We start from the raw sequence: 21605 nt of genomic DNA, 5'->3' as shown, positions 1-21605 counted from the left end.
GAAGCTGGTAGGTTGAAGTTGCGACTAGAAGTCACGGATTTACTCTAAAGAGATATTCATTACATTATTAGGCTGATGTGCATCTGAATGATTGTTAATGTAGTTATTGATTATATCATCAGTGACATTACCACTGGTTGAGCTAAAGAAGCCCCTAGCCCAAAAGTGGCGTCCCCAGTAAGTTTTTCTAATTTCAGGAAATTCTTGCTGAATTTTATATGATGAACGTCCTTTAGCTGCTTTAACAAACTGACTAATGGATATATGAGGTGGAATTTCAGCCATAATATGGACATGATCGGCAGATAATATTCCATTGATGATTTTGATACCAAGATATTCTGCTACCTGAGCAATAATTTCTCTAATTCTAATCCTGAGGTTACCTGTGAGTACTTTGTATCGATACTTAGTAATCCAAACGATATGGAAGCGGTGGTAAAATACGGTGTGGCTAGACTTACTATAATCAGTCATATATATTATTCTCTATTCAGAGAATAATATATATGATAACATTAGTAAATTGAAATATTTTAGAACAAGGACTGAAGTCTTTTCCGGCTGAAGCCGGAGGTTTTAACCAAATTTTGGGACAATAAATTTAAGCAAGAGGAATCAAGCGCATAAAATATATCCTTATTTACTAAAAGGATTAGAAATAGTATTGCCAAACCAGGTTTGGAGTGCAGATATAACGTATATAAGACTGAGCCAAGGATTCGTATATTTAGTAGCTATTATTGACTGGTATAGTCGTTATATTCTAAGTTGGCGAATCTCCATTAGTTTGGAAAGTGAATTTTGTGTAATACCAATTGCAATAATTAACACAGTGGTGTAAAATGGGTTTTTAACTGATAAAGGTACTCAAATGGCTAGGTTAATATTACCACAAGGTTTTCATGGTCATGATTTTATAAAAATGATGAAACATGAGCCGCATGGTCGAAATCGTATACGTTTATTGGCGATGTATCACCTTCAATTAGGCAAATCTTTAAAAGCCATATCTGAAATAGTGAAGTCACACTGGAAAACTGTGCAATCATGGCTCAGAAGATTTAGGAATCATGGTTTTGAAGGATTATTTGAATCACAAAGAAGCGGCGCCCCTAGGAAGATTAACACTATACAAGAGTCTGCTCTTTTTGATAAAATCAATACGCTCAGTGAAAGTAAAACTGGTGGGTATATAACTGGAAAGGAGCTACATATCATGTTACTTGAGGAATATGGTGCTAAATGCGCTTTAAAAACAGTCTACAATACTATGCACCGCCTTGGTTTTAGCTGGATTACTTCTCGTTCAATGCATCCAAAGTCAAATCAAGAGACTCAAAATACATATAAAAAAACTTCCCAGACATGTTAACAAAATTATTACCAAAAAATATCGATAGATGTAAAGTTGATATATGGTCTCAGGATGAAACTCGAGTTGGGCAACAAGGTAGCTTAACTCGTATATGGGCTAAGCGTGGCACTAGACCCCGTAAAGTTCGGCAACAGCAATTCATTTCAACATATATTTATGGAGCTGCTTGCCATGATACAGGAGAAGCTTTTGCATTAATTTTACCATATGCAAACACACAGGCAATGAATAAATTCTTAGAAGAGCTTTCTCGCAGTATTCAAGGCAACCGACATATAGCTTTACTAACGGATAATGCAGGTTGGCACACAGCCAAAAAACTAACTGTGCCAAGCAATATCACTTTGATACCGCTTCCGCCCTATGCACCGGAACTTAATGCAATGGAACAAGTTTGGGAATGGATCAAAAATCATTTCTTGTCTAACCAATGTTATGGTGTATATGAAGATATCGTCACTATGGCTTGTTACGCTTGGAATCAATTTGCTCATAATGTAGATTTAGTAAAATCAATTATGTATAGAGACTGGATAAACACACCGTGTTAATTATTGCAATTGGTATTACTTCTCGTTCAATGCATCCAAAGTCAAATCAAGAGACTCAAAATACATATAAAAAAACTTCCCAGACATGTTAACAAAATTATTACCAAAAAATATCGATAGATGTAAAGTTGATATATGGTCTCAGGATGAAACTCGAGTTGGGCAACAAGGTAGCTTAACTCGTATATGGGCTAAGCGTGGCACTAGACCCCGTAAAGTTCGGCAACAGCAATTCATTTCAACATATATTTATGGAGCTGCTTGCCATGATACAGGAGAAGCTTTTGCATTAATTTTACCATATGCAAACACACAGGCAATGAATAAATTCTTAGAAGAGCTTTCTCGCAGTATTCAAGGCAACCGACATATAGCTTTACTAACGGATAATGCAGGTTGGCACACAGCCAAAAAACTAACTGTGCCAAGCAATATCACTTTGATACCGCTTCCGCCCTATGCACCGGAACTTAATGCAATGGAACAAGTTTGGGAATGGATCAAAAATCATTTCTTGTCTAACCAATGTTATGGTGTATATGAAGATATCGTCACTATGGCTTGTTACGCTTGGAATCAATTTGCTCATAATGTAGATTTAGTAAAATCAATTATGTATAGAGACTGGATAAACACACCGTGTTAATTATTGCAATTGGTATTATACTTTCATATACTTAATGATTTAGATACACACTAGGAGCCTATTGAAGAATAGAGAATTTACCCTAAATACGGTCAATTTTTATTCTCCGATAACCTCCTATAGTCAATTCAGGGGGATTTGGTGCTAGGAGCGATGGAGCGACGCCTATAAGTAATCATAGCAATTATCTTTTATCTAAATTTTCAAAAAAATATTTATCTAAATAATAAAACAACGTTTTTGTTGAATAAGTTTATGGCAAACTTCAAGTAGCTTACGCATACAAGCAACTATCGCAACTTTCTTAGGTTTAAAATTATTAACAAGCCTATTGTATAAAGTTTTTAAATATTGAAAACCATTTTTGCCAGTTAATACCGCCATGTATAAAGCATCCCGTGGTATTTTTCTGCCTCCCCTAATAAATCTTCGTCCTTGCTTATTACCACTATCACGGGCGTACGGAGCTATCCCCACAATTGCTGACAATTCATTACTACTATAATTTTTATCCCCTAATTCAGGTACAAAACTAATTAGTTTTGTAGCCAAACATTTACCAATACCAGGTACAGTCTCTAATATTTTTACCTTCTCTTTTAACTCTTCTGACTCATCTATTGTTTTGTTTAACTTCTTATCAAGCTCAGCTATTTCATTTTGTAAGAATTTAATGTGTTTTTCTATACTATCTTTATCAATACCATCAATACTATGATGTAGTCTTTTCTTTTCATTGCTAAGCATTAATACTAAATCTTCTCGTCTTTGCTTATATCTCTTCAAATTCTCTGATTCAACTTGATATATATAATTCGCTGAAAGCTGCATCTTATCACCATAATATGCTAATTTAAATGCATCCTTCCTATCAGTTTTACACAAATTTACCGATTTACTAAAAGAATTAAAACTATATGTATTGACCTTATGTATTTGTTGCTTATTATTATACAGCTTTTGACAAATCTCAGCTTCGTATCCTCCAGTGGGTTCACATATTATTAGCTTAATCTCTTGCTCTTTTGCTAATTTAATCACCTCTTCATGACCAGCTGCATCATTGGCAAAACGATGATATTTAGGTTTATCGCTTGTATTATATACACATATATCAAGCCATTGTTTACTTACATCTAGACCTATTATTTTACTCATGATATAATCTCCTTCGTCTTATTGTGCAAGGCTGCTACTTCCAACACCTTCTGCAATTTGTTCAAAGCAAACTTTGTAAGAGGGTACTTATTCTATGCTCGATTATCTCAATCAAGTACCCCTCAAATCACCCTCTTACCATTACTTATATCATAATTTAAAGATATAAGTACCCCACACTTTTATAAAAGCCGATCCTGATGGGGTAAATTCAAGATCAAAAATCTTAAAAAGAAAGATATAAAAACATTTTTAGATAAATAAGAAGCCGTAATATCTTAAATATTGGACTTTGGACAAAATAATTTAGCCTATATTTAGCAACTTATAATTTATCTATTATATAAAACAATTATCTAAAATTGTAAAAATATTAACTATAGATTAATAAACTTTTTAAAAAGTTAGCTAAAAATACTAGTTTTTTATAAAACTTACTATTTTGTAAAAAAATAGGGTATTTTGTCCAAAGTCCAATTAAATAGTTAGTTAGAGTAGTAATAAGAAATGTCTGTTTACCGCATCAGGATAGGCTTTTATAAAAGTGTGGGGTACTATGTATGTTATTACATAATGCTTAGCATTTTGTTTGGTGCTTACGTCAAACTCAGGTTATTTAATAAATTATTAGCTAAAATAGTGGTAGTATCTTTGTCAAATAAAGCCATTTCTATAGTGTTAGGTAAATTCTCACTATCTTGCGAACAAAATATTATATTTCCATTACTCTCCCAATCAATAAACTCTTGAACTTTGTTATTTTCATTAATTTTTAGATTATCAAATATTAATAACCACTTATTCTTGTCAGTTAAATACGATATTACTTCCTTCTTTGCTAAAGTAATATTTTCAGATATATTAGCATTTCTAATACTATTAAGCTGTTTAGCTAACTTAAAAAATTGCCCATTAAGATCAACATTACAATCAAAAAACCAAATAATATCGTAATCAGCCTTATTATCATAGGCGTGCATTCTAACAAATTGCGTTTTGCCAATACCACTAGTGCCTACTATACTTACCTGTTTATGTTTACTTAAGCTATCCTTAAGCATTACGCTGATTCTCGTGGCTTACAAAATAACTAACTGGTATAATCAAATTAGATATTTGTTCCTGGGCAAATGAATCATTGACCATAATTAATATTATAAGTAACAAAAATTTCTTATTCATTTTTTTCTCTTAATTAAAGAGTTTAATAAAATGACGTTTTCTTCTTGTTGGTTGTTCCAATTCTTCAAGTCATTTGAGTAAATCTCTATAACATTACTTTGATTATGACTTACTTGATAGTTATAACCATTCGTTTGTAATAGATTAAATACTTGACTTAGATTAAGTAGAAAAGGGTTAGCATGGGTTTTGAAAAAATTATTTGACGTTTTTAGCAGCTCTTGTGCTGTCATTATAGGGTAACCATCATATTCAAAATGTAGTACCACCTTTTGCTTTATACTATCAATAGTTAATTTAATATTATGCTTGGTAACAAAAGGCTGGCTTTTTAACAAAAAGAATAGATAGCTAATAACACTATAAATTATTTGATACAATGCTGCATTAGAAGAAAAATGTAATATTTTTGCTTTACTGGAAATTTTAAACGATATATTCTCATCTTCCTGATTAAATCTATCAATAAATAAATCAACTAATTTAGTGGTATCAATTTCTTCTATTTTATTTTCTTGGTACAATGTTATAGAGCAAGGTACTTTATCACCAAAGTTTCTTAACCTATAATCCTTGAGCATATCTTCTTGATTATTGGAATTATTATCAAGCAACGATATTTGATTAGCTTCTTGAGCAAATAAACAATTAATTTCCAAATCTTTTTGTTTATTAAAATCATTATTCCAAATCTTTTTCATTAGGAAGGTTTCACAATGTTTTAATTCCCTTTGATGATTAAGTTTGAGTTGCTCTAATTCTGCAGTATGTTCATCTTGATAATGTAATGCATAAGACTTACTGAAACTGCTAAATAATATTTTTAATAGAACATATAACAAGACCATATTAGCTATAATAAATGCAGTTAATAGCCAAAAACTTCTTTTGATATCTGTTTCTACTTTATGCCCAAATACACTATTAATTGCCAGGCTAATATTAAGTTGGTAAGAATCGTTAATATGGTATATTTTATCTATTTGATAATTTTGCATTTTAGTCTTTGAATAAAGAAAATTTTTATTCAGTTCTATCTTGTAATTAATGAATTCTGGAATATACCAATTTAATAGTTCCCCAAAACGGAAAATATTATAATTTTTACATTTTAGTGCTTCAGTACATACCTCAATCTCACTACTAGTAATGTTAATTGAAATGTTTTTGTCCTGAATATTGCTAGATAAGTAATATGCTAAAGAAGAAAGTTTATTGTCCCAAAATTTGGTTAAAACCTCCGGCTTCAGCCGGAAAAGACTTCAGTCCTTGTTCTAAAATATTTCAATTTACTAATGTTATCATATATATTATTCTCTGAATAGAGAATAATATATATGACTGATTATAGTAAGTCTAGCCACACCGTATTTTACCACCGCTTCCATATCGTTTGGATTACTAAGTATCGATACAAAGTACTCACAGGTAACCTCAGGATTAGAATTAGAGAAATTATTGCTCAGGTAGCAGAATATCTTGGTATCAAAATCATCAATGGAATATTATCTGCCGATCATGTCCATATTATGGCTGAAATTCCACCTCATATATCCATTAGTCAGTTTGTTAAAGCAGCTAAAGGACGTTCATCATATAAAATTCAGCAAGAATTTCCTGAAATACGTCAGTTCGGGATAAGATATAGATGAAATAGTAATAGATAAAAGGATTGTCAAAAAGGAGTGCCTGCAGTATTTATATTTTTAAACAAAAAAACAAACTACAGGCATGAAAAAAGATATCACAGAATTATATAGTTTTATAGATGATTTTTGTAAAATTTATTTGGAGTATGAACAGAGAAAGTTATTACCATCAAATAAGCAAAGAAATCGCTGTTGTAGCATGAGTCTAAGTGAAATGTTAACAATAATAATTATGTTTCATACATCCTATGCTAAGAATTTTAAATTTTTCTATAAAAGTTATATAGAGTGCATGCATAAGGATGATTTTCCCAAAGCCTTGAGTTATAATAGATTTGTTGAATTAATGGCACGATTATTCATACCGCTAAATATGTTGATTCATTTGTTGTTTGGTGAGGAAACAGGTATTTATTTTATTGACTCTACAACGATTAAAGCTTGTCACAATAAAAGGCGTTATAGCAATAAAGTTTTTAAAGGATTAGCCAAACATAGTAAATCCTCTATGGGGTATTTTTATGGTTTTAAATTACATGTAATAATCAATAATAAAGGGGAGTTTATGGCATTAAAAGTGACCAAAGGCAATGTAGATGATAGGGTTCCAGTACCGGAGTTAACAAAAAGATTAACTGGAATTATAGCAGCTGATAAAGGTTATATTAAGCAAAATTTGTTCTTAAATTTATATGAAAGAGGCTTAAAAATGATTCATGGAATTAAGAAGAATATGGAAAATAAATTAATGGATTTGAAAGAAAAAATCTTACTTCGAAAGCGTAACTTAATTGAAACAGTTTTTGATTATCTAAAAAATAAAATGAACCTTGAACATACTAGACATAGATCACCAATAAATGCCTTTGTCCATATATTATCTACTCTTGTTGCTTACTCATTAAAGAAAAATAAACCTTCAACAAAATTTGATTTTAATCTACATGTTCACAATATCCTTATCCCGAATTGACGTGAAATTAGAAAAACTTACTGGGGACGCCACTTTTGGGCTAGGGGCTTCTTTAGCTCAACCAGTGGTAATGTCACTGATGATATAATCAATAACTACATTAACAATCATTCAGATGCACATCAGCCTAATAATGTAATGAATATCTCTTTAGAGTAAATCCGTGACTTCTAGTCGCAACTTCAACCTACCAGCTTCAGCTGGTTAGTTATTGAGTCATACTTATCTCTACTATTCTGTCATAATTGGTTTGCAGAATTTGTGTTTTTTTCATCTCAACTTTATCATTATAATATTGATATAATGATATTATAATTGTGCTATAAACTAACCTGAGTTTGACGTAAGCACCAAACAAAATGCTAAGCATTATGTAATAACATAAACAAACTGTTGGTGGTGAGCTATGGTAAAAATAAAACCTTCTTTCAAACCAGTTTGTTAGAAAGAATATTTGAAAAGTAAGAAGGGAGGGATTATAAAGTTCTCGAATAATAACAACAAAATTGGAGAATATATTATGATCCCTCTTACGGAGATTTTCTGCTTAATTGATGATTTTTGCAAGCATTTTGATACGGAGCAAAATAAATATATATTACCAAATCCTAACCGTAAGCGTAAAGTAGTTTGCAGTATAGGACTCTCAGAGATTATTACTATTATAGTAATGTTTCACTTGAGTCACTACCGTACCTTTAAAGATTTTTATTTATGCTGCCTATGTCAAAGTTATAGAAAGGAATTTCCAAAACTTGTGAGCTATAGTCGTTTTGTTCAGTTAATGCCAATGAGCTTCATGCCCATGGTGTTACTGCTAAAAAGCCTATCAGGAAAACAAACTGGTCAATATTATATCGACTCTACTAAACTTCCTGCTTGCCATAATTTAAGAATTAATAGACATAAAGTATTCAAAGACATAGCAAAAAGAGGTAAGACTTCCACTGGGTGGTTCTTTGGTTGTAAGCTACATATTGTCATTAACAGTTGCGGAGAGATTATGAGTTTTTCTTTAACTCCAGGAAATGTTGATGATAGAGCAGTGGTGGAAAATTTAGTAGATAAATTACAAGGCTGGCTTTTTGGTGATCGTGGGTATATCAGTAAAAAACTCACTCAATCCCTTGCTAATCAAGGTTTAGAACTAATAACAAAAATTAAAAGTAATATGAAAGAAAGAATAATAGATCCTATTAAAAAGCGGTTTTTAAATAAAAGGTATATTATTGAAACCATTAACGATCAACTAAAAAACCTTTGTCATATAGACCATACAAGGCACAGATCTGTTATGAATTTTCAAACTAACGTATTAGCTGGACTGCTTGCCTATGTTTTTAAGCCTAATAAAATTTCTGTAGCTTTTGGAAAATTAAACAATCTCAACCTTGCTCTTACATCAAACTGAGGTTATAAACTATAAAAATTAAGGTAAATATCTTGAATAAATTTTTTCTTAATTTATCTAGATATGGTGAATTTTGCCCTTTCATAAATCAATAAACTAATAGTTGAAAATTACACAAAATGCCCTAGGAAACTGTTGAAGATAATTACCCCACAGCCTCTTAGGTTCATTAGCTGCTTGATAACCACATGTCACAGCTTAAATACCCCTATATTTAGTTATATATCACACTTTTTATGCTACGCTAAGTTACTATTATGTCAATAAATTTAATTTTTTCCATTGTTAATGAATAATTATTTTAAAAGAAAAAACGAACTAATAGTAATATTGCTTTTTGGTAATCAATTTTTTTACAAAAGCCTACTTGTTTAAAAATATTTACTGCAAGCCTGCAAATATGAGTATCCTGTTATGACAGTCAGAAGTGCGGCAATCCATAAAGCTATTTGCCCTATTAAATCCATGTGAATTATACCCGAACCTTTAGAACCAAGAATTAATACTGACAAAGCGAACATTTGGGTAAATGTTTTAATCTTAGCTAATCTAGATACAGGAATACTTACTTGAATTAAAGCTAAAAATTCACGTAACCCAGCCACCAAAAATTCACGGGCCAAAATTAATAAGCACGGTATCTCTCCTGCAATTCCTTTTTTTACCAACATTATAATTACACAACCTACTAATAATTTATCAGCTATAGGATCAAACATTTTACCAAATCCTGATACTAAATCAAACTTCCTAGCAAGATAACCATCAAAAAAATCAGTAATACTAGCTAAAACAAATAATATCGCTGCAATTCTATGAGCAAGTTTAGAACTATCTAGATAAAAGGTCATTACAATAATTGGAATAACCGCTATACGAGCTATCGTCAGATAATTTGGTATATTTTTGTCAATAGTCATTTATTATTACTTTTTGATCTTTTCCCATAAACAACAACGACGGATTATGATCTAAATATAAGAAAATAGGAACCATTTTTTATAAAATAACTTAAAAAACTAATCTATCTTGCCAGTTAAATTCATACCATCATCATTACTAAAGCATAAAGAACCAACTGGTACTGCTGTATCATCATATAAACTCATTGATGCAATTAACAGTCCCGACTCCTGTTTACTACACTCAGGCTCAATTTTTTCGTTTGTATTATGTAATACTGCTAAAACATTAGATACCCCCCAAGCTTCTGCTTTATCTATGATATATTTTTGTAATTTATTACTATCTTTACAATCTTTATATTTATAGTATTCATATAATTTAACTAATGCAAATAAGCTTTCACTAGCAAAGTCTTTTGTGTCATAAGATATTGGCAATCCACTAAGGAAGGTTTTTATACTATTGATAGCCCTGACAAAATATTCTTCTTGATTTTTATCCGATAAAATACCCTTATAAAAATTTGTCATTCCTTCATAGAATTTGGCGTTTTCTTTTTCCTCAGGTGGTTGTAAGTTTGGCATTGTAACTTTGGCACTTTCCTTCACCAACGCCTTATAGAGTTCAACATAATTGTAGCCTCTTTTATTTGCTACATTTTGCTTTGCTCCTACATTTTTTAATTCTCCTAATATTAAATAATCCTTATGAAAAATTGCTAAGTGAAGTGGTGTATTACCGTCCTGATCTTGAATATTTAAGTCTATTCTAGGATGTTTAATCAGTAAACGAACAGTTTCTAGAATATTAACAGTTACTGCACGATGTAACGCAGTATGTCCATAAAAATCTTGATTATTAGGATCAAATTTATTTGCAAGTAAGATTTTTACAATTTTTGCGGCTCCATAGCAAGCAGCTTGATCAAGTAAAGTTGCCTCTTTTGTATCTCTTTGCTGACTTAAATTACTGTCAAATTTGTTAATTATTAATTTTACTATCTTTTCATGTTTATCACTTACGACTAAGTGCGTTAATACTTTAAATAAATCTTCTGGTTTAATTTTAATAAAATAATTGAAATTAGGACACCTACTATTTAACAATTCACGTCAATTCGGGATAAGGATATTGTGAACATGTAGATTAAAATCAAATTTTGTTGAAGGTTTATTTTTCTTTAATGAGTAAGCAACAAGAGTAGATAATATATGGACAAAGGCATTTATTGGTGATCTATGTCTAGTATGTTCAAGGTTCATTTTATTTTTTAGATAATCAAAAACTGTTTCAATTAAGTTACGCTTTCGAAGTAAGATTTTTTCTTTCAAATCCATTAATTTATTTTCCATATTCTTCTTAATTCCATGAATCATTTTTAAGCCTCTTTCATATAAATTTAAGAACAAATTTTGCTTAATATAACCTTTATCAGCTGCTATAATTCCAGTTAATCTTTTTGTTAACTCCGGTACTGGAACCCTATCATCTACATTGCCTTTGGTCACTTTTAATGCCATAAACTCCCCTTTATTATTGATTATTACATGTAATTTAAAACCATAAAAATACCCCATAGAGGATTTACTATGTTTGGCTAATCCTTTAAAAACTTTATTGCTATAACGCCTTTTATTGTGACAAGCTTTAATCGTTGTAGAGTCAATAAAATAAATACCTGTTTCCTCACCAAACAACAAATGAATCAACATATTTAGCGGTATGAATAATCGTGCCATTAATTCAACAAATCTATTATAACTCAAGGCTTTGGGAAAATCATCCTTATGCATGCACTCTATATAACTTTTATAGAAAAATTTAAAATTCTTAGCATAGGATGTATGAAACATAATTATTATTGTTAACATTTCACTTAGACTCATGCTACAACAGCGATTTCTTTGCTTATTTGATGGTAATAACTTTCTCTGTTCATACTCCAAATAAATTTTACAAAAATCATCTATAAAACTATATAATTCTGTGATATCTTTTTTCATGCCTGTAGTTTGTTTTTTTGTTTAAAAATATAAATACTGCAGGCACTCCTTTTTGACAATCCTTTTATCTATTACTATTTCATCTATATCTTATCCCGAACTGACGTAATTCAAGTGTTTTATTGTCCCCAGCTTTAATAGCATATATGAAAACATGTTCCAAAAATGATTTATTTGATATGTAGCTATCTCTCTCTTTTTCTGTTATTTTAATTTTTGCCATAAAAACGCTCTTAATTAATACCTTATATCAGTTATAAAATAAATATAGCATAAATATTTAGTGCCACTAATAACAAAAGATATTATTTTAGAAAATTATTTGTGTATAGTCAATTCAGGAAAATTTGGGGCTAGGAGCGATGGAGCGACGCCTAGTAATAGGCAAGCATTGAGCGACAACGTCCCCAACTTCTCATCAATTGACTATAATAGGGTTATGCGTATGGTGAGTTACTATTACAAAAAATTATAACGAAAAAATTATGACAAGAAAATATTGTTTTAAAATTGATAAACTCATTCGTGATTTAGTACCAGGAATTATGCGGTCTCGTGGTGTTTCGGTATTTGAACGTAGTATGAAAGAAGATGAATATATCCAGCGTCTTAAGGATAAATTGTTGGAAGAAGCACAAGAAGTGATTGATGCAAAAACATCCGATGAAGTTTCTGAAGAACTAGCTGATTTGCTTGAAGTGATTTATGCATTAAGTAAAGAATACAACTTATCGATGGAACAAATTGAAGCCAAGCGGTTTATTAAGAAACAGAAAGATGGTGGTTTTGATAATCGTATTTATGGCTCTTATATAGAAATGCATTCTGACAACGAAAATATTGGTTATTTTTTAGCTAGACCAGAAAAATATCCTGAAATAAAACCATCTGACCTGCTTAACTTAGTGTTACCCCTGCGTAAGTAGGGGTTTAGATTCCGCACCGAAGCGGGAATAACAAAAATAGAATTACTTTAGTTATTGCAGGCAGTCTCCTAAATTATCCTAAAGGTTTATTGCATCTATACAAGCAAATGTGGCAATTTTTGTTATCTCACTTGCTGATGCCCCCATTCTTACTATTTGTACCGGATATTCAAAACCATTAATTATTGGTCCGATAAAAACACCTCTGGCTAATTCTTGTAATAGTTGCGTTGAGATTGCAGCTGAATGCAGACCAGGCATAATCAAGACATTAGCGGAACCTGATAACCGACAAAACTTATACGAATTACGTAAATTGGGGTTCAGAGCAACATCAGCTGACATTTCACCATCATATTCAAAATCTAGATTCATCCTATCTAGGATTCTAACAGCTTCCCGTACTCTATTTGCCTTTTCTCTCATTGGATTACCAAAAGTTGAGAAGGAAAGTAGAGCAATCTTTGGCGTCATTCCTATATTTTTTGCTATACTGGCAGTTTGCAAGGTTATTTCTACGAGATCTTGCTCACTTGGCAGTTCAGTCACGCTATTATCAGCAATAATTATATTATGTTCCTTGGTAATCATAATAGAATATCCCAATATTCTATTATTCTTTTTGGGTTCCATTACCTTCATAATATCCTCTAAACTATTATAATAGCTCTTTGTTACGCCAGTAACCATACAATCTGCATCGCCGCAAGCTATCATGATAGCTGAGAATATATTTTTATCACTTTTAACAAGTCTAGCACAGTCACGGTATAAATACCCTTTACGCTGTAATTGGCTATAAAGAGTATCTATATATTTATTAAGATTTTGGTTAATAGCCGCATTCATTACGGTAATACCATCTAAATCATAATTCATACCTATTTTATTTAAAACAGCAGATATTTTATCATACCTACCTACTAGGATAGGGTGAGCATGACCAGCATCTCGCATAATAATAGCAGCCTTAATTACCTCTTCTTCCTCGCCCTCAGCAAAGACTACTCTTTTAGGCACTGATTGTTGGATTCTTTCAAATAACAGATTCATGTAATGCGAGGTAGGATTTAGTCTGCTTTCCAATTCCTTTGCATAATTCTTGAAGTCAAAATCTGTAATTCTAGCAACCCCACTATCTATAGCTGCCTTAGCTACTGCCATCGAAACAGTGGTAATTAATCTTGGGTCAAATGGTACAGGAATTATATACTCTGGACCAAAAATCATTTTTCTACCAGGATATGCTTTATAAACTTCATCGGGTACAGCTTGTCTTGCTAGCTCCGCTAAAGAAAGGGCTGCAGCTATTTTCATTTCCTGATTGATAGTAGTAGCTCTAACATCTAAAGCTCCACGGAAAATATACGGGAATCCCATAACATTATTAAGCTGATTATTGTAATCAGAGCGTCCTGTAGCAATAATCGCATCACTTCTAACTGACTGTATATCCTCTGGAGTAATTTCTGGGTCTGGGTTAGCCATCGGGAAAATAATGGGATTTTGAGCCATACTAGCTACCATTTCTTTTGATACCGCACCTTTAGAAGATAAACCAAGGAATACATCAGCTGACTTCATAGCATCACTTATGGTACGCAAATCGGTTTCGACAGCGTATAATTCCTTCCATTCATTCATCCCTTCTTTTCGACCCTTGTAAACAACCCCCATTTTATCACATAGTATAACATTTTTTTTGTCGACACTAAAAGCAATTAGTAATTCAATGCAAGCAATTGCTGCCGCCCCTGCACCACTTACTACAATTTTTAAATTATCCAATGAACGATTTGTAATATATGTTGCATTAATAAGACCTGCTGCAGCAATAATAGCCGTTCCATGCTGATCATCATGAAAAACCGGTATCTGCATACAACTTTTTAATTTTTCCTCAATTATAAAACATTCAGGAGATTTAATATCTTCTAAATTAATACCGCCAAAACTATAACCAAGATATTTTACGGCATTAATAAACTCATCTGGATCAGTAGTATCTATTTCAAGATCGATAGAATCAATATCAGCAAATTTTTTGAATAAAACGGCTTTTCCTTCCATTACCGGTTTTGACGCAGCTGCCCCCAAATTACCAAGACCAAGAATGGCTGTGCCGTTAGTTATTACAGCAACTAAGTTACCTCTAGCCGTATATTTATAAACGTCATCTATATTCTTAGCAATTTCAAGACATGGTGCTGCTACCCCTGGCGTATAAGCCAAAGCCAAGTCCTGTTGAGTATCCAAAGGCTTAGTTGCAGCAATAGCAATTTTTCCTGGTTTCCCATTGCTATGATATTCTAAGGCTTTGAGATAATTTATTTTATTCATTTCATCCATAAATGTTACTCCTTAATTACTTCAAGTTTTCTACTATTAGATATTTATCCACATCAGAACTGACAATGAAACTATTGAAAAAAGTGTTGTGAAAGTAATAATTGATGCCATAGATTCTGGGTCTCCACCAAGCTGACGTGATAAAGCATAAGAGGTACTGGCACATGGTAAACAACTATATAGAACCCCAACTGATTTAGCAGTACCAGTAATTGACATTAATGACAATACAATTATTGTAACAATAGGAAAAGCCACTAACTTAACAAAACTAGTAAATAATACATTTTTCAGAATCGTACCACGCATAAAGAATTTAAGACCTGCTCCAACATTAAGCATACCTATAGCTAAAGCAGAATCAGATAGGGTAGATAAGGTTTTTTTTATGATAAGATGCAATTCTAAATTAGAATAATTAAAAAGGAATCCAATAATACTAGCGATAATCAAGGGATTTTGTACTATTAATTTAAGTGTCCATATAAAGCTAGTTTTAGAACTCTGAGCTACAGAACTATCAGGAACATAATGTGAAAAAATCATTACTGATATGATATTGGTAAAAATAATCATATAGGATGCAATCGCCGATACTATAGCAAGTCCTTCCTGCCCCAAAAGAGGACTACTAACGCCAAAAAAGATATAATTATTATAGCGTACTGCCCCTTGAAAGGTTGAAGTAAACTGAATTTTATCAAAGTTGGTTTTTTTCTGATAAATAATTAAAGCAACAGCAATAATAGAAGAAGAGATGATTAATGCAAGTACCAGCCTTATTATAGAAGATGCATTTAAATCAGCTACGGATATACTATTGAAAAGCATGATAGGAAAAAGAAAGAAATACGATAATTTTTCTATCCCCCTCCAAAATTCTTCAGAAGTTAACCATTTCCTTTTGATAATACTACCAAGTAAGGGAATTAAAAGAATAGGTAATGTACTAGAGAAGATATCATTCATCAGTCAACGATTATCCCAATTGCTAATTGTCATGCAATTAGCTGTAAATTATGCGTTACAATTAAATTTTTCAATTTGCATAATATCAGAGTTTTATTGCAAATCAAGACGTATACTTAAATATAGCTAACTCGATTAGTATTATAGTTAAATTAATTAGTTACTCACCTTACGCACATATGCATAAACCACATGACAATTTAAGAATTCCAAAAAAGTACAAGACGCTATTAGCGAGACCACTACGTGGTCGTGGCAATCCACATTCATTAGATTGCTTCAATGCTACTAAAGTAGCTTCCTCGCAATGATGTCGATTATTTTTGCAATTTTTAAATTGCCATGAGGGATATTTGTAAGGTGAGTCACTAAATAGACAAAGAAACTTTTTGGCAAATTTCATTTGTTAAAGATGGTGGCCAGAGCCGGGATCGAACCAGCGACACAAGGATCTTCAATCCTTTGCTCTACCAACTGAGCTATCTGGCCGTTTTTTACTAAAGGTCTATAGTCAACTGATGAGAAGTTGGTGACGTCATCGCTCAATGCTCGCCTATTACTTATAGGATCCATCGTTCCTAACCCCAAACTCTCCTGAATTGACTACAAAGGTCTAGCGTTTGCAAAAGAGGTAAAGAGACCAAAACTTGTTTAAGGCATGATCTCTACCCTTAGCACATCTTTGAATATAATACTAGGCTATTTTTTAGACTCATCTGTTACTTGTGACTGTGGTAACATTATTTTGACATCAGCTTTACTCTCAAGATCAGCGACATACTTTAATATAGCATCCCTACTAAGCCTATTGGTTATATTAGCGGTAGCTTCCTCTTTAGAAGGTATCTGTGCAGGTCTTTTGTCAAGAACCATAATAATATGCCACCCAAACTGAGTTTTAACCGGAGAAGAGATTTCATTTACTTTCATTGATAATGCTTTATTTTCAAATTCAGGTACTAATTGCCCAGAAGTAATATAGCCTATTTCTCCGCCATTTTCTTTAGAACCTTCATCTTTTGACAAATCTTTAGCAAGCTTAGCAAATTTTTCTCCTTTATTAAGCCTATTTTTTATATTTACTGCTTCTTTTTCAGTTGCAAGCAAAATATGGCTTACTTTTACTTCTTCTTTTCCTTTTAAGCTAGCAACTAGCTTATCATATTCAGCATTAATCATCTTCTCATCAACATGAGATTTTACATAACGCTCCATCAATTCTTGCTGAACCATTTGGTTTTTCGCTATATTCAATTTAGCTTGAAATTCTTTTGAAGATTCAATATTAGAATTTTTAGCTTCTTGCTCAAGCAATTTTGTATCGATATAACCACGAACTAACATTTCCTGTATATTTGCATTAAGATCAGAAAATTTCTTACCTTTAGCACTTGGTTGGTTATCTAAAGAAGATTGGAATTGCTGCATAATCTGCGATTCTTTTACTTCGCCACCCTTATAGGTAGCAACAACTTTATCTTCGTTAGCGAAAGCACTGCTCGCAAGTAAGCTAGCAGATAAAAAAACTATAGATATTCTTTTCATTTGTTATCCATTTATATTTATTATTATGGCTAGATTTTATAATGATAACCACCTGACGTCAATATCTATTTACAATTTGTTTGATAAATATTATAAAATACCCTATTTTATAAGGTTATTTACAGAATTTAGGATATAAATGTTTTCTTTACTTAAAAAATTATTCGGCACAGCAAACGATAGAAATATCAAAAAACTATTTTTAGAAATTGAAAAGATTAATTTGCTTGAACCATCAATACAAAAGCTTTCTGATGATGAATTGAGAAATAAAACAGAGCAATTTAGGCAAAGATTAAAAGATGGGGAGTCATTAGATGACCTAACCTATGAAGCTTTTGCTGTCGTACGAGAAGCTGCAAGAAGAGTCTATGGAATGAGGCATTTTGATGTTCAGCTAATTGGTGGATTGATATTGCATCGTGGGATGATTACTGAAATGCGTACAGGGGAAGGAAAAACTTTAGTTGCCACATTACCGGCATATTTGAATGCTCTTACTGGTGAAGGAGTACATGTTGTTACGGTAAATGATTATTTAGCAAAACGTGATGCTGAGTGGATGGGGAAGATATATAATTTCTTAGGATTATCTGTTGGGTGTATCGTTGCTAATATCAGTGACAAAGACAGACATGATGCCTATAGAGCAGATATTACTCATACAACTAATAACGAGCTTGGATTTGATTTTCTCAGAGATAACATGAAATATAGCGAAGACTCTAAGGTACTTCGTCCCTTTAAATTCGCTATTATTGATGAAGTTGACTCAATTTTAATTGATGAAGCAAGAACTCCACTAATTATATCGGGTCCAGTAGATGACCGCTCGGATTTATACACTAAGATTGATAAATTGGTTTGTCAGTTTAAAGATGAAGATTACGAAAAAGATGAGAAATTACGAACCGTTAATCTTACTGAGGATGGTATAACTCATGTAGAATCAATGCTTGTGACCAATAATCTTATTGAACAAGGTTCAAGCCTTTATGATTTTGAGAATTTAAGTTTGGTTCATTATGTCAATCAATCATTGAGAGCACATATTCTCTTCAATCGTGATGTTGATTATTTGGTACGTGATGGCAAAGTGATGATTATTGATGAATTTACTGGGCGGGTGATGGAAGGTAGACGTTATTCTGAAGGGTTACACCAATCGCTAGAGGCAAAAGAACATGTGCCAATTCAAAACGAAAATCAAACTTTGGCTTCTATTACTTTTCAAAACTATTTTAGGAATTATCCCAAATTATCAGGCATGACTGGTACGGCAATGACCGAAGCTACAGAGTTAAAGGACATATATAATCTTGATGTACTAGCTGTTCCTACTCATAATCCAATCACTAGGGTTGATTATGATGACGAAATTTACGGCAATAAACACGATAAATATCAAGCTATTATAAAATTAATACAAGAGTGTTATGATCGTGGTCAACCTGTTTTGGTTGGAACAGTTAGTATAGAGAAGTCTGAAGAAATTTCTAAGTTACTTACCATAAATAAAATAACCCATAATGTTTTAAATGCGAAATTTCATCAACAAGAAGCATTTATTATAGCTCAAGCTGGGCGATTTAAGGCTGTGACTATTGCCACCAATATGGCAGGTCGTGGTACCGATATTATGCTTGGTGGTAATCCGGAAATGCTAATAGAGCAACTTTCTCTACAAAACCTACCTGATGAACAGTATCAATTAGAAATGATCAAAATAAAGGAGCAAATATCTGAAGAGAAGCAGCGGGTAATAGAGGCTGGGGGATTATTTGTTATAGGTACCGAAAGGCATGAGAGTCGTAGAATAGATAACCAGTTGCGAGGAAGAGCCGGTAGACAAGGTGATCCAGGTAATACAAAATTCTTCTTGTCTCTAGAAGACGACCTTATGCGTATTTTTGCTTCAGATCGTATTTCTGGAGTCCTAAGAACGTTAGGTTTAAAAGATGGTGAAGCAATCCATCACCCTATGATTAGCCGTTCACTTGAGAAGGCTCAGCAGAAGGTTGAAGGACATAATTACGAGATACGTAAAAATTTATTACGTTTTGATGATGTTATGAACGATCAACGTAAGATAGTTTACGAACAACGTACTGATATAATTGCATCAAACTCTGCCCATGATTTTTTAGCTAGCATGACAAAAGAACTAGTGGAAAAAGTGGTATTAACTTTCATTCCCCCCGGTTCTTATAGGGAAGACTGGGATGTAAATGCTCTAACAGGAGAGTTGCAACGTATTTTTGCTATAAAACTAAATCAAGAATCTATAACCAAGGCTAACGTCACCGAGATAGAGGTGACATCTAATGTTGTGCAAATGGTAAATGACCTATACCAGGCAAAGAATACAGCATATAGCGTTGACTTGATGAATGACGCAATTAAATATATTCTACTAACAACTTTAGACCAAGTATGGAAAGATCATTTACATAATTTAGATCATTTACGACAAGGTATATCACTAAGGGCTTATGCTCAGAAAGATCCACTTAACGAGTATAAAAGAGAAGCGTTCAATTTATTTGAACAAATGCTTGATAATTTGAAGGAGCTATTTATCCAGAAAGTTTGTCATCTTCATATGGATACTAGCCACATTAAAAAAGAATCAATGTCTTTGGCAAACAAAACACTGCAAAAGACCATGCGAGAAACTAGGGAAGACCCTGCTTTTAGTAAATATAATGCAGGGATTAGTATTGAAACTCAGCTTAAACCTATTAAAACTCAAGTCAATCCACAGGATAGAATACCATCAGATCCATCAAGTTGGGGAAAGGTGGCTAGAAATGAGATATGTCCTTGTGGTTCCGGTAAGAAATATAAATATTGTCATGGAAGTAATGAATAAAGCCTCTCCGACAAATTATTTCATTCCCGCGTAGGCGGGAATCTAGACCCCGCACCGAAGCAGGGGTGACACAAAAATGGATTGCTTCGCCGGCTTACGCCTCCTCACAATGACGATATGTTGCAACAGTAATGTACTGAGTTAGGGAATAAAAAAAATAACCAATACCGCAAAAATAATGAAAACAACTATTAGTGGAGCAAAAAAATCTGTTATATTTATAGATATAGTGAATTAACCTGAATTGGCAACGTTATAAATCCGATTAGTATTTAGCATTAGCGTCATTGCGAGAAGTGTGTAAACACGACGAAGCAATCTAAAAAAACGATTAAAAATGGACTGCTTTACTCAAGCTATGGCTCCTCGCTAATAGACAGCACTATAGGTGCTTATTCAATACTAATTCAGGTTAAAATTAGTTATTCTAATTCTTAAACAATAAATAACTCATGCAAAATAAATCTATTATTACATTTTTTTGGCACCATATAAAACCATACAAATGGTTTTATACCAATTGCAATAATTAACACGGTGTGTTTATCCAGTCTCTATACATAATTGATTTTACTAAATCTACATTATGAGCAAATTGATTCCAAGCGTAACAAGCCATAGTGACGATATCTTCATATACACCATAACATTGGTTAGACAAGAAATGATTTTTGATCCATTCCCAAACTTGTTCCATTGCATTAAGTTCCGGTGCATAGGGCGGAAGCGGTATCAAAGTGATATTGCTTGGCACAGTTAGTTTTTTGGCTGTGTGCCAACCTGCATTATCCGTTAGTAAAGCTATATGTCGGTTGCCTTGAATACTGCGAGAAAGCTCTTCTAAGAATTTATTCATTGCCTGTGTGTTTGCATATGGTAAAATTAATGCAAAAGCTTCTCCTGTATCATGGCAAGCAGCTCCATAAATATATGTTGAAATGAATTGCTGTTGCCGAACTTTACGGGGTCTAGTGCCACGCTTAGCCCATATACGAGTTAAGCTACCTTGTTGCCCAACTCGAGTTTCATCCTGAGACCATATATCAACTTTCATAGCAATTATCTTTTATCTAAATTTTCAAAAAAA

At 32.5% G+C, this 21605-nt stretch carries 20 protein-coding genes, 1 tRNA gene and 2 pseudogenes; 11 read left to right on the top strand and 12 right to left on the bottom strand.

Features of this window, described 5'->3' with window-relative positions; all coding sequences use genetic code 11:
* Positions 1-39 precede the first annotated feature (39 nt).
* The gene (tnpA, locus tag NBW66_RS02250) at positions 40-477 is read right to left on the bottom strand and encodes an IS200/IS605 family transposase (protein ID WP_250310592.1); all 438 of its coding nucleotides are present in this window, start codon (positions 475-477) and stop codon (positions 40-42) included.
* 124 nt (positions 478-601) lie between these two features.
* Here tnpA (NBW66_RS02250) and NBW66_RS02245 point away from each other — a divergent pair.
* The 4 genes and pseudogenes from NBW66_RS02245 to NBW66_RS02230 form a co-directional block, all read left to right on the top strand.
* Positions 602-811 (top strand): annotated as a pseudogene (locus NBW66_RS02245) (DDE-type integrase/transposase/recombinase); the annotation flags it as partial.
* A 63-nt stretch (positions 812-874) separates the two neighbouring features.
* Positions 875-1375 (top strand): helix-turn-helix domain-containing protein, encoded by a 501-nt coding sequence (locus tag NBW66_RS02240; protein ID WP_250310542.1) that lies wholly within the window; start codon positions 875-877, stop codon positions 1373-1375.
* Entirely contained in the window at positions 1369-1929 is a 561-nt protein-coding gene (locus NBW66_RS02235; protein ID WP_250310543.1) for an IS630 family transposase, read from the top strand. Before NBW66_RS02240 ends, NBW66_RS02235 begins: the two co-directional genes overlap by 7 nt.
* A gap of 85 nt (positions 1930-2014) precedes the next feature.
* Positions 2015-2575 carry an IS630 family transposase gene (locus NBW66_RS02230; protein WP_250310543.1) on the top strand — a complete coding sequence of 187 codons (561 nt, stop codon included), beginning with the start codon at positions 2015-2017 and terminating at the stop codon, positions 2573-2575.
* Positions 2576-2794: 219 nt separating this feature from the next.
* Here NBW66_RS02230 and NBW66_RS02225 read toward each other — a convergent pair whose 3' ends face one another.
* From NBW66_RS02225 to NBW66_RS02215, 3 genes are all read right to left on the bottom strand, one after another.
* Complete coding sequence (locus NBW66_RS02225; protein ID WP_250310767.1) at positions 2795-3733, bottom strand: IS110 family RNA-guided transposase; 939 nt, start codon at positions 3731-3733, stop codon at positions 2795-2797.
* Positions 3734-4329: 596 nt separating this feature from the next.
* Positions 4330-4794: a hypothetical protein gene (locus NBW66_RS02220; protein WP_250311625.1), complete on the bottom strand. Its 465-nt coding sequence runs from the start codon at positions 4792-4794 to the stop codon at positions 4330-4332.
* A gap of 117 nt (positions 4795-4911) precedes the next feature.
* Positions 4912-5913 (bottom strand): hypothetical protein, encoded by a 1002-nt coding sequence (locus tag NBW66_RS02215; RefSeq protein ID WP_250311624.1) that lies wholly within the window; start codon positions 5911-5913, stop codon positions 4912-4914.
* 339 nt (positions 5914-6252) lie between these two features.
* Here NBW66_RS02215 and tnpA (NBW66_RS02210) point away from each other — a divergent pair.
* From tnpA (NBW66_RS02210) to NBW66_RS02195, 4 genes and pseudogenes are all read left to right on the top strand, one after another.
* Positions 6253-6546 (top strand): annotated as a pseudogene (gene tnpA, locus NBW66_RS02210) (IS200/IS605 family transposase); the annotation flags it as partial.
* Between the two features lie 100 nt (positions 6547-6646).
* A complete protein-coding gene (locus tag NBW66_RS02205) occupies positions 6647-7537 on the top strand; it encodes an IS982 family transposase (protein ID WP_250310582.1) in 891 nt (296 codons plus the stop codon).
* Between the two features lie 6 nt (positions 7538-7543).
* Positions 7544-7696: a transposase gene (locus NBW66_RS02200; protein WP_410525846.1), complete on the top strand. Its 153-nt coding sequence runs from the start codon at positions 7544-7546 to the stop codon at positions 7694-7696.
* 361 nt (positions 7697-8057) lie between these two features.
* Positions 8058-8948, top strand: coding sequence for an IS982 family transposase (locus tag NBW66_RS02195; protein WP_250311622.1), 891 nt, complete (start codon positions 8058-8060; stop codon positions 8946-8948).
* Positions 8949-9319: 371 nt separating this feature from the next.
* Here the strand turns inward: NBW66_RS02195 and pgsA are convergent, their stop codons facing one another.
* From pgsA to NBW66_RS02180, 3 genes are all read right to left on the bottom strand, one after another.
* On the bottom strand, positions 9320-9868 hold the full coding sequence (gene pgsA, locus NBW66_RS02190; RefSeq protein WP_250311621.1) for a CDP-diacylglycerol--glycerol-3-phosphate 3-phosphatidyltransferase: 549 nt from the start codon (positions 9866-9868) through the stop codon (positions 9320-9322).
* 99 nt (positions 9869-9967) lie between these two features.
* The gene (locus NBW66_RS02185; protein WP_250311620.1) at positions 9968-10960 is read right to left on the bottom strand and encodes an ankyrin repeat domain-containing protein; all 993 of its coding nucleotides are present in this window, start codon (positions 10958-10960) and stop codon (positions 9968-9970) included.
* A 6-nt stretch (positions 10961-10966) separates the two neighbouring features.
* Positions 10967-11857 (bottom strand): IS982 family transposase, encoded by an 891-nt coding sequence (locus tag NBW66_RS02180; protein WP_250310582.1) that lies wholly within the window; start codon positions 11855-11857, stop codon positions 10967-10969.
* A 283-nt stretch (positions 11858-12140) separates the two neighbouring features.
* On the opposite strand from NBW66_RS02180, the gene NBW66_RS02175 reads away from it, so the two are divergent.
* Together NBW66_RS02175 and NBW66_RS02170 are read left to right on the top strand one after the other, a co-directional pair.
* Complete coding sequence (locus NBW66_RS02175; protein WP_250311619.1) at positions 12141-12332, top strand: hypothetical protein; 192 nt, start codon at positions 12141-12143, stop codon at positions 12330-12332.
* A gap of 10 nt (positions 12333-12342) precedes the next feature.
* Positions 12343-12783: a nucleoside triphosphate pyrophosphohydrolase gene (locus tag NBW66_RS02170; protein WP_250311618.1), complete on the top strand. Its 441-nt coding sequence runs from the start codon at positions 12343-12345 to the stop codon at positions 12781-12783.
* A 78-nt stretch (positions 12784-12861) separates the two neighbouring features.
* On the opposite strand, the gene NBW66_RS02165 is transcribed toward NBW66_RS02170, so the two are convergent.
* The 4 genes from NBW66_RS02165 to NBW66_RS02150 all read right to left on the bottom strand — a co-directional run bounded on the left by NBW66_RS02165 (position 12862) and on the right by NBW66_RS02150 (position 17646).
* Positions 12862-15132 carry an NADP-dependent malic enzyme gene (locus NBW66_RS02165; RefSeq protein WP_250311617.1) on the bottom strand — a complete coding sequence of 757 codons (2271 nt, stop codon included), beginning with the start codon at positions 15130-15132 and terminating at the stop codon, positions 12862-12864.
* Positions 15133-15168: 36 nt separating this feature from the next.
* The gene (locus NBW66_RS02160) at positions 15169-16101 is read right to left on the bottom strand and encodes an AEC family transporter (protein WP_094648722.1); all 933 of its coding nucleotides are present in this window, start codon (positions 16099-16101) and stop codon (positions 15169-15171) included.
* A 413-nt stretch (positions 16102-16514) separates the two neighbouring features.
* Positions 16515-16590: transfer RNA gene (locus NBW66_RS02155), tRNA-Phe, on the bottom strand.
* A gap of 210 nt (positions 16591-16800) precedes the next feature.
* On the bottom strand, positions 16801-17646 hold the full coding sequence (locus tag NBW66_RS02150; RefSeq protein ID WP_250311616.1) for a peptidylprolyl isomerase: 846 nt from the start codon (positions 17644-17646) through the stop codon (positions 16801-16803).
* Positions 17647-17785: 139 nt separating this feature from the next.
* Between NBW66_RS02150 and secA the strand changes: the two genes are divergently transcribed.
* The gene (secA, locus tag NBW66_RS02145; protein ID WP_250311615.1) at positions 17786-20518 is read left to right on the top strand and encodes a preprotein translocase subunit SecA; all 2733 of its coding nucleotides are present in this window, start codon (positions 17786-17788) and stop codon (positions 20516-20518) included.
* A 529-nt stretch (positions 20519-21047) separates the two neighbouring features.
* On the opposite strand, the gene NBW66_RS02140 is transcribed toward secA, so the two are convergent.
* Entirely contained in the window at positions 21048-21572 is a 525-nt protein-coding gene (locus NBW66_RS02140; RefSeq protein ID WP_250311614.1) for an IS630 family transposase, read from the bottom strand.
* Between the last annotated feature and the right edge of the window lie 33 nt (positions 21573-21605).

Origin of the sequence: Rickettsia endosymbiont of Oedothorax gibbosus, from assembly GCF_936269705.1 — a bacterium.
Taxonomy (GTDB): Bacteria; Pseudomonadota; Alphaproteobacteria; order Rickettsiales; family Rickettsiaceae; genus Tisiphia.
This window is presented reverse-complemented; position numbering and strand designations above follow the sequence as displayed.